Genomic DNA, 7,703 nt, shown 5'->3' on the forward strand with positions numbered 1-7,703 from the left:
CCCGAAGAGCTCCCGCCCGCCCCGAGTACCTCCCGGTCACGGCACGTACTCGTGCGGGTGAGGCCGGGTGAAGCCGGGTGAAGCCTGAACAGGCAGCCCAACAGACAGCCAGACATACGAGTATCCCCCACACGACTATCTCCGACACGGTGTGAGGACCACGTGAGGAGCGCCGCCCACTCTCGCGGCGTGCGCGAACCGGTCAGGTCCGCAGCGTCGTGAGCAGTCGCTGCAGTGAACCGCCCAGGCCCCAGCGCGCGGCGAGCGCGTCCATCCCCGCCGGGTCCCGCGGTTCGCGCGGGAGCGCCGTGTCCATGTCGGGCAGGGGTACGTCGTCGGCGACCCGGACGACCCGTGGAGCGACCGCCAGATAGGGCCGGGCCTCGTCGAGCCTCTTGCGCTGGGACGGCGTGAGCTTGGCCGACGGGTTGTCGACCGCCGCCATGATCCCGGCCAGGTCTCCGAACTCGGCCAGCAGCTTCGCCGCCGTCTTCTCGCCGATGCCCGGTACTCCGGGCAGCCCGTCGCTGGGGTCGCCGCGCAGCAGCGCCAGATCCGCGTACCCGCCGCCGTCCACCCCGTACTTCTCGCGCAGCACCGCCTCATCGGTGAGCTGGAGCGTGCCCACGCCCTTGATCGGGTACAGCACGCGGACACCACGGGCGTTATCGACCAGCTGGTACAGGTCGCGGTCGCCGGTGACGATGTCGACCGGGCCCTTCGCCCGCGCCGTGAACGTACCGATCACGTCGTCCGCCTCGTACCCCTCGACGCCCACGCGCGCGATGCCCAGCGTGTCCAGGACGTCCTCGATGACCGGCACCTGCGGCGACAGGGTGTCCGGCACCTCCTCCTCGTCCGGACCCACCTCGTGTTCTTCGGCCACTCGATGCGCCTTGTAGGAGGGGATCAGGTCGACCCGCCACTGGGGCCGCCAGTCCGCGTCCATGCAGGCCACCAGGTCGTCGGGGTGGTGGTCCTTGACCAGGCGGTCGATGAAGTCGAGCAGCCCGCGCACGGCGTTCACGGGCGTGCCGTCCGGGGCCTTCACGGAGTCCGGCACTCCGAAATAGGCGCGGAAGTACAGCGAGGCGGTGTCGAGGAGCATCAGGCGTCGGGTCACCGTCCGCATCATGCCGTACGGCACCGACAGCGGGTGACCGACGCATCCCGCCGGCACCGGGCGGCACCGGGCGGTACCGGGTGGCACGGGGTGAAGGCCGTGTGAACTGGGACACTCATGCGTTTGCGCTGCTCGGACCGGGGCAGGCGCGGGCCCGGAGCAGGATCGGTTAGCCCTTCAACCACTTGGTTGGGCGGGATCCGCCGGAACGTGAACAGCGACCGGGCGGAGCGTGTACACGCACCGGGCCCGGCGGGCGGAACCCGCCACGCTCCACGGCCTGCCCGCGGGGGAGACGGGCCGTTCTGGTGCCAGACGAGAGGTTTACGTGTCATCCAGGCTTGAGGCCGAGAACCTGTACAAGGTCTTCGGCAGACGACCCGACGAGGCGGTGGAACGGCTCCGCCGCGGAGCCGACCGCGAGGAACTGCGTGCCGAGGGCACCACCGCAGCCGTGATCGACGCCTCCTTCACGGTGGAACCGGGCCAGATCTTCGTCGTCATGGGCCTGTCGGGGTCCGGTAAGTCGACGCTGCTGCGCATGCTCAACGGTCTGCTGGAGCCCACCGCGGGCCATGTGCGCTTCGACGGCCAGGACCTCACCGCGATCGGAGACCGCGAGCTGCGCGAGGTCCGCTCGAAGAAGATCAGCATGGTCTTCCAGCACTTCGCGCTGTTCCCGCACCGCAGCGTCCGCGAGAACGCCGCCTACGGCCTGGAAGTGCAGGGCGTGCCCCGCGCCGAGCGCGAGCGCCGCGCCGACGAGGCGCTCGCCCTGTGCGGCCTGGCCGGCTGGGAGAAGTCCTGGCCCGACGAGCTGTCCGGCGGTATGCAGCAGCGCGTGGGCCTGGCCCGCGCCCTCGCCACCGACGCCGACCTGCTGCTCATGGACGAGTCCTTCAGCGCCCTCGACCCGCTGATCCGCCGCGACATGCAGGACCAGCTGCTCGAACTGCAGACGACCCTCAAGAAGACCATCGTGTTCATCACGCACGACCTCAACGAGGCCATGCGCCTGGGCGACCGCATCGCCGTCATGCGCGACGGCCGCATCGTCCAGACCGGTAGCGCCGAGGACATCCTGATCCGCCCGGCGGACGACTACGTGGCCTCCTTCATCCAGGACGTCGACCGCTCGCGCGTGCTGACCGCGGGCGCCGTCATGGACCGGGACGTCCGCGGCGACGAGGCCGACTGCGGCTGCGAGACGGCGACGCCCGACACCCCGTTCACCGAACTGTGCGCGATCAGCGCCCGCCTGTCGCACCCGGTCGCGGTGCTGGACGGCACGGACGGCGAGGACGGCGAACGCGAGCTCGTCGGCGTCGTACCGCGGCAGCGGCTCGTTGGATTCCTCGGCGACCAGCAGGGCGGGTCCGCGCCCTGTGACCGCCCGCGCGACGGGAAGGAGATGGCCCGTGCCTAGGCTTCAGCTCGGCGACTGGGTCGACGACGGAGTCAACTGGCTCGTCGACCACATGTCCTGGCTCTTCGACGCCATCAAGACGGTCGTCGAGGGCATGTACGACGGCATCAACACCGTCCTGACCGCCCCCGAGCCCCTCCTTCTCGCGGGCATCCTGGCCGTTCTGGCCTGGTGGCTGCGCGGGCTGGTCGCGGGCGCCCTCGCGTTCGCCGGGTTCGCGCTCATCGACTCGCTCGACCTGTGGGACCGGGCCATGTCGACCCTGTCCCTGGTTCTGGTGGCGACGGTCATCGCGCTGGTGATCTCGGTACCGATCGGTATCTGGGCCGCCCGTTCGAAGGCCGTCAGCACCGCTGTCCGGCCCGTCCTGGACCTCCTCCAGACGATGCCGTCCATGGTGCTGCTGATCCCGGCGATCCTGTTCTTCGGCATGGGCGTGCCCGCCGGTGTCGTGGCGACCCTGATCTTCGCGCTCGCCCCCGGCGTCCGCATGACCGAGCTGGGCATCCGCCAGGTCGACGCGGACCTGGTCGAGGCGGCCGAGGCGTTCGGCACCACACCGCGCAACACGCTGCTGCGCGTGCAGCTGCCGCTTGCCCTGCCGACGATCATGGCGGGCGTCAACCAGGTGATCATGCTGGGCCTGTCCATGGTCGTCATCGCCGGCATGGTCGGCACCGGCGGCCTCGGTGGCGCGGTCAACGAGGCCATCGGCCAGCTCGACATCGGCCTCGGCTTCGAGGCGGGCCTCGGCATCGTCGTCCTCGCGATCTACCTGGACCGTGTGACGGGTGCCCTCGGCGCCCAGATCTCCCCGCTGGGCCGCCGCGCCGCCGCCAAGGCCCGCGCGGCCGGCACGACCAAGGCATGGAACTACCGGCCGCGCCCCTCCGTCGCGGTCGCCGGTGTGGCCATCCTTGCGCTCGTCGCGGGCGGCATGGGCGTCTTCGGCAGCACCTCGCGGACCGCCGAGGCCACCGCCGGGAACATCGGCCAGGGCAAGAAGATCAGCATCGGCTACATCCCCTGGGACGAGGGCATCGCCTCGACCTACCTCTGGAAGGAGCTCCTGGAGCAGCGCGGCTTCGACGTCACCACCACCCAGTACACCGCCGGCCCGCTGTACACGGGCCTGGCCACGGGCCAGATCGACTTCCAGACGGACTCCTGGCTGCCTGTCACGCACGCCGAGTACTGGAAGAAGTACGGCAAGCAGCTCGACGACCTGGGCAAGTGGTACGGCCCCACGTCCCTGGAGATCTCCGTCCCGTCGTACGTGAAGGGCGTCGAGTCCATGGAGGACCTCAAGGGCAAGGCGTCGACGTTCAAGGGCAAGATCATCGGCATCGAGCCGAGCGCCGGCATGATGGGCCTGCTCAAGGACAAGGTCCTCAAGGAGTACGGCCTGGAGGGCGAGTACGAGGTCGTGGACGGCTCGACGCCCGCGATGCTCGCAGAGCTCAAGCGCGCGTACGCCAAGAAGGAGCCGATCGCCGTCACGCTGTGGTCCCCGCACTGGGCGTACAGCGACTTCGACCTCACCAAGCTCAAGGATCCGAAGGTCGCCTGGGGCGAGGGTGACGGCGTGCACACCCTGTCCCGCAAGGGCTTCGCCAAGGAGAACCCCGAGGTGGGCCGCTGGCTGGAGGACTTCTCGATGACCGAGGAGCAGCTCACCGGCCTGGAGGCGCAGATCCAGAAGGCGGGCAAGGGCAAGGAACCGGAGGCTGTCCGGACCTGGCTGAAGGAGAACCCCGGACTGGTGGACAAGTTGGTGCCGGTTGCGGAGTCGCAGGGGAAGAGCGAGGCGGCGGCCGCCGAATGAGCCGAACGAGCGGGGTGAGCCGAACGAATCCGGTGAACTGAACCGGCGACCGGCGACCGGCGACCGGCGACCTGACCGGCGAGGGGTGGAGTACGCGCTGTGTGGCGCACTCCACCCCTCCGGCGTTCCGGGGCACGGCAACATTCCGGGGTACGAGTCAGATCCGGCCAACCCATCGAGGTCCGCAGCCACGTGGACTTCAGGGCCGTGCCGACCGAACGCCGACCGCGTGTACGACGCGCCTCGCGCCCGCGTTCACCCGCGCGCAACCACGCCTCATGAGCCGGGAGAGCCCGGACAACACCACGACACCGGGCGACATGGCCGAGCCGGTGGGGCGCCGCCGGGCTCCCCTGCGACACGGTCAGCCAACTGCGCGCTACTCTGCGCGACTTCACAACCAGGCAGGCCACGGCGGACAATCGACTCGACTGCGCCCCGGCAGCCCGAGGGCCGGAGGCGACATGGGCGACCGCGTACGCCTCCGGCTCGGCGGCGCGGAGCCGGTAGTGATCGGAGGCCGGCGGTGGCACCACGACTTTGCCGCCCGGTGGGCGTACGCCCACGGGTCCAGGACCGGACGCGCCGACCGGACGGCCACCCACACCCACGGCGGCAGCGCAGTCGCCGCCAACCGGTCCGGGATCCTCCGCACCGATCCAGAGGGGTGTCCCGCGCCCCTGGTCAGCCGCTTCGCCCCGCCGGGACGGCGAGGCGGCGGTGCAGGCAGATCGGCCTCTCCACTGGCGTGAACTGTGACCCTGACCGTCGCTCAGTGTGTCAGCGATGTGACGGACGTATGAAACGGTTTGCCGAACATGCGTAGGGTGCAGAGAACTCATCAGAAGGCATACGCCGGATGAGTAGCGGAACAGTGGTGTATCAGTAACGGCTGTACCCATGGGAGCAGCCGTATCGAGCAGCGGCCGACCGACGAGCGAAGGAGGGAGCCGGAGCGATGGGCGACCACAAAGAACAGCCCCTTCGGGTGGGCGCGGCTGTCCGGCGGCGGCGCCGGACACTGGAGCTCACGCTCGCCGTCGTGGCCGAACGCAGCGGACTGTCGGTTCCCTTCCTCAGCCAGGTCGAGAACGAGCGGGCACGGCCCAGCAAGCCGTCACTGGAGCGCATCGCCGACGCGCTCGGCACGACGGCCGTCGAGCTGCTCGCCGCGGCCGACCCGGCGTGCAGCGTCGACGTGGTGCGCGCCGACACGGAGACCATCGCGCCCACCGAGTCCAGCACGCGCTCTCTGGTGCGCGGACACCACCAGCTGCATGCGATGGAGTTCACCGGTGACCACGACGAGGGCCGGGAAGTCCAGCACCGCAACGACGAGTTGATGTACGTGGCCGACGGTGCCGTCGAGGTCGAGGCGGAGGGCCGCGCCCACCGGCTGGGCCGTGGTGACACGCTGTACCTGACCGGCGGCGTACGGCACCGGTGGCGGGCCACGGTGCCCGACACCCGTGTGATCGTGGTGGCCGTGGCGGACCACATCGAGGCCCTGGAGGACCGGCACCGGCGCGGTGGGTGACCATCGTGCTCCGTGTCGTCTCCCTCGTCCCCTCCCTGACCGAGGCCGTGGCGCTCTCGGCACCCGGCGCGCTGGTCGGCGCCACCGACTGGTGCACCGACCCCGCCGGTCTTGACGTCGTACGGATCGGCGGCACCAAGAACCCGAAGACCGAGCGGATCGTCGGGCTGTCACCCGATCTGGTGATCGCCAACGAGGAGGAGAACCGCGAGCCCGACCTGACCGCTCTGCGGGAGGCGGGCGTAGAGGTCCTCGTCACCGAGGTACGGGACGTTCCGCAGGCCTTCCGCGAGCTGGGGCGGGTGCTGCGGGCGTGCGGGGCGCCGGCACGGCCACGATGGCTGGATGAGGCGGAGGAGGCCTGGTCCCGGCTGCCGTCTCCCGAACACCGCAGGACCGCCGTGGTACCGGTCTGGCGCCGCCCCTGGATGGTCCTCGGCCGGGACACCTTTGCGGGGGATGTCCTGAAGCGGCTCGGCGTGGACAACCTGTACGCCGCGCACGTGGACCGTTACCCCCGGGTCCCCGTCGATGACCTGCGGGCCGCCGGGCCCGACGTCGTAGTCCTGCCCGACGAGCCGTACCGCTTCACCGCCGACGACGGGCCCGAGGCGTTCGCCGGAGTGCCGTGCGCACTCGTCAGCGGGCGTCATCTCACCTGGTACGGGCCGTCGCTGGTGGAGGCACCGCGGGTGCTGGCCGAGGCGCTGCGAGCAGCTCACCGCTGACCGGGCCACCGGGCTCCACCAGGGAGTTCCCGCGAATGTGAGGCATAAGCTGGTGTTATGGGCAAGGGCAGAGCTGAAGAGCAGGCGGGCGGAGGTGCCGCACCACGCGGCGGGCTCGCGCACCGGGTGCCGGATCTCGGGGCGCTGGAGCTGTTGCTGGCCGTGGCACGGCTCGGGTCGCTCGGTAGAGCCGCGCGGGAGCTGGGCGTCACCCAGCCCGCGGCCAGCAGCCGGATCCGTTCCATGGAACGGCAACTCGGCGTGGCCCTGGTCGACCGGTCACCCCAGGGCTCACGGCTCACGGACGCGGGCGCTCTGGTCACGGACTGGGCGCGGCGGGTTGTGGAAGCGGCCGAGGCGTTCGACGCGGGGGCACAGGCGCTCAGGGACCGGCGTGACTCCCGGCTGCGTGTCGCCGCGAGCATGACGATCGCGGAGTACCTGCTGCCGGGCTGGCTCATCGCGCTGCGATCGCAGCGGCCGGACACGGCAGTGTCGCTGCTCGCGGGCAACTCGGCGGTCGTCGCGGAGCGGCTGCTGGCGGGGGAGGCGGACCTGGGTTTCGTGGAGGGGGTGAGCGTCCCCGGGGGCCTGGACTCGGCGGTCGTCGCCCACGACCATCTGATCGTGGTGACCGCGCCGCGGCATCCGTGGGCCCGGCGCCGTAGGCCGCTGGACGCGGGCGAGCTGGCCGCGACTCCACTGATCCTCCGGGAGGAGGGTTCCGGTACGCGCCAGGTTCTGGACGCGGCGCTGGGAGGTCTGGCGCGGCCGCTGATCGAGTTGTCCTCGACGACCGCGGTCAAGGCGGCGGCGGTGAGCGGTGCGGGGCCCGCCGTACTGAGCGAACTGGCCCTCGGCGAGGAACTGTCCGCCCGGCGCCTGGTGAGTGTTCCCCTGAACGGTGTCCACCTGCGGCGGGCCCTACGAGCGGTGTGGCCCACGGGGCACCGGCCCACGGGACCGGGGCGGGACTTGCTGGCGCTGACCCGGAGCCGGGCGGGGTGACGGAGCTGGGGCGCACCTGGGTTTTCCTCGCCCCCGCCGCCCCTACCCGGTCCCGT

General features: G+C 71.0%; 6 protein-coding genes. 5 read left to right on the forward strand and 1 reads right to left on the reverse strand.

The genetic code is table 11. From position 1 onward, the window contains the following. Positions 1 to 202 precede the first annotated feature (202 nt). The gene (locus FPZ41_RS42810; protein WP_152869860.1) at positions 203 to 1,132 is read right to left on the reverse strand and encodes a 5'-3' exonuclease; all 930 of its coding nucleotides are present in this window, start codon (positions 1,130 to 1,132) and stop codon (positions 203 to 205) included. A 319-nt stretch (positions 1,133 to 1,451) separates the two neighbouring features. On the opposite strand from FPZ41_RS42810, the gene FPZ41_RS42815 reads away from it, so the two are divergent. From FPZ41_RS42815 to FPZ41_RS42835, 5 genes are all read left to right on the forward strand, one after another. Continuing rightward, complete coding sequence (locus FPZ41_RS42815) at positions 1,452 to 2,549, forward strand: quaternary amine ABC transporter ATP-binding protein (RefSeq protein WP_322621457.1); 1,098 nt, start codon at positions 1,452 to 1,454, stop codon at positions 2,547 to 2,549. Next, complete coding sequence (locus tag FPZ41_RS42820; protein ID WP_322621458.1) at positions 2,542 to 4,374, forward strand: ABC transporter permease/substrate binding protein; 1,833 nt, start codon at positions 2,542 to 2,544, stop codon at positions 4,372 to 4,374. The genes FPZ41_RS42815 and FPZ41_RS42820 overlap by 8 nt, the downstream gene beginning before the upstream one ends. Positions 4,375 to 5,332: 958 nt before the next feature. Then, the gene (locus FPZ41_RS42825; RefSeq protein WP_152869856.1) at positions 5,333 to 5,911 is read left to right on the forward strand and encodes a helix-turn-helix domain-containing protein; all 579 of its coding nucleotides are present in this window, start codon (positions 5,333 to 5,335) and stop codon (positions 5,909 to 5,911) included. Positions 5,912 to 5,913: 2 nt separating this feature from the next. Continuing rightward, a complete protein-coding gene (locus FPZ41_RS42830; protein ID WP_407698899.1) occupies positions 5,914 to 6,639 on the forward strand; it encodes a helical backbone metal receptor in 726 nt (241 codons plus the stop codon). Between the two features lie 57 nt (positions 6,640 to 6,696). Next, on the forward strand, positions 6,697 to 7,647 hold the full coding sequence (locus tag FPZ41_RS42835; RefSeq protein WP_152869858.1) for a LysR family transcriptional regulator: 951 nt from the start codon (positions 6,697 to 6,699) through the stop codon (positions 7,645 to 7,647). Positions 7,648 to 7,703 lie beyond the last annotated feature (56 nt).

Source organism: Streptomyces acidicola (genome assembly GCF_009377235.1).
In the GTDB taxonomy this organism is placed as follows: domain Bacteria; phylum Actinomycetota; class Actinomycetes; order Streptomycetales; family Streptomycetaceae; genus Streptomyces; species Streptomyces acidicola.

Excerpts from the sequence above, each read along its gene's own strand:
- FPZ41_RS42835 (WP_152869858.1), top strand. The coding sequence starts at position 6,697 with ATGGGCAAGGGCAGAGCTGAAGAGCAGGCGGGCGGAGGTGCCGCACCA.
- FPZ41_RS42810 (WP_152869860.1), bottom strand. The coding sequence starts at position 1,132 with ATGCGGACGGTGACCCGACGCCTGATGCTCCTCGACACCGCCTCGCTG.
- FPZ41_RS42825 (WP_152869856.1), top strand. The coding sequence starts at position 5,333 with ATGGGCGACCACAAAGAACAGCCCCTTCGGGTGGGCGCGGCTGTCCGG.